The organism is Actinosynnema sp. (assembly GCF_052038725.1).
In genome coordinates, this window is record NZ_JBQGCX010001229.1 from 1 (window position 1) to 1,513 (window position 1,513).

General features: G+C 74.0%; 1 protein-coding gene and 1 pseudogene. Both read left to right on the forward strand.

The annotated features are described in order from the left end of the window. A pseudogene (locus tag ACTUAL_RS25800) lies at nucleotides 1–699 on the forward strand (ATP-grasp enzyme); the annotation flags it as partial. Between the two features lie 66 nt (nucleotides 700–765). Then, on the forward strand, nucleotides 766–1,513 hold a 748-nt coding region (locus ACTUAL_RS25805; RefSeq protein WP_440902066.1), incomplete at its 3' end, for a D-alanine--D-alanine ligase family protein.

The window sequence follows — 1,513 nt, forward strand, 5'->3', positions numbered from 1 at the left end:
ATCCCGTACGACCCGGTGAACCGGCTGGACCTGACCCCGCTGCCGCGACCGACGCCCGAGGCGACGCTGGAGTTCCTGCGCGGCAAGGACGTCCGGGACGGGCACCCGTGGGTGCTGCAGGAGTTCGTGGCGGGCAAGGAGTACTGCACGCACAGCACCGTCCGGAACGGGCGCGTGGTGGTCTACGGGTGCTGCGAGTCCTCGGCGTTCCAGGTGAACTACGAGATGGTGGACAAGCCGGGGATCGAGCGCTGGGTGCGGGCCTTCGCCGAGGCCACCGGGGTGACCGGGCAGGTGTCGTTCGACTTCATCGAGTCGGCGGACGGGCGCGCGCTCGCCATCGAGTGCAACCCGCGCACCCACAGCGCCATCACCATGTTCCACGACCACCCGGACCTGGCCCGCGCCTACCTCGACCCGGACGCGCCGCAGATCCGGCCGCTGCCGTCGAGCAGGCCGACGTACTGGCTGTTCCACGAGCTGTGGCGGGCCCTGTCCGAACCGGGGACCGCGCGGGAGCGGCTGCGGGTGGTGGCGCGCGGCAAGGAGGCGGTGTTCGACTGGTCCGACCCGCTGCCGTTCCTGCTGCTGCACCACGTGCACGTGCCGCTGTTGCTGCTGCGGGCGCTGGCGCGCGGGCAGGACTGGGTGCGGGTGGACTTCAACATCGGCAAGCTGGTGGCGCCCTCGGGGGACTGACCTGTGCTTCGCGTTCTGCACCTGACCGGTTCGCCGGTGAGCCCGTTCTTCGCTGAACTGTCCACTGTGTACGGTCGGGGTTGCCTCGGCGCGGCGGCGGACCCGGCGCGCTACGAGTTCCTGGTGGCGCACGTGACCCCGGACGGCCGCTGGCGCTTCCCGGCGGACCTGACGCCGCGGGCGCTGGCGGCTGCCCGGCCGGTGGGGCTGCCCGAGGCGCTGGGCGTGGTCGAGTCGCTGTCGGTGGACGTGGCCGTGCCGCAGCTGTTCTGCCTGCCCGGCATGACCACGTTCCGCGCGCTGCTGGACGCCCTGGGCGTGCCGTACCCCGGCAACCCGCCGGACGTGATGGCGCTGGGGGCGGACAAGGCGATGACCCGCGCGGTCGTCGCGGCGGCGGGCGTCCCCGTCCCGGAGGGCCGGGTGGTCACCGGGGCCGACCCCTGCCCGCTCCCGCCGCCCTTCGTGGTCAAGCCGGTGGACGCCGACAACTCCGACGGCCTGACCCTGGTGCGCGACCGCGCCGACTACCGCGCGGCCCTGGACGCGGCGTTCGCCTGCTCGCCGCGCCGCAGGGCCCTGGTGGAGCGCTACGTGCCACCGGGCCGCGAGGTCCGCTGCGGCGTGCTCGTCAGGTCCGGCGTCCCGACGCCGCTACCCCTGGAGGAGTACCCGCTCCCGTCCGGCGTCCGCCCCCGCGCCGACAAGCTGGCCGACGACGGCGACGGCTCCCTGTCCCTGGTCGCCAAGGCGGACGGCCGCTCGTGGATCGTCGACCACGACGACCCGGTCACGGCGGCCGTGCAGGAGCAGG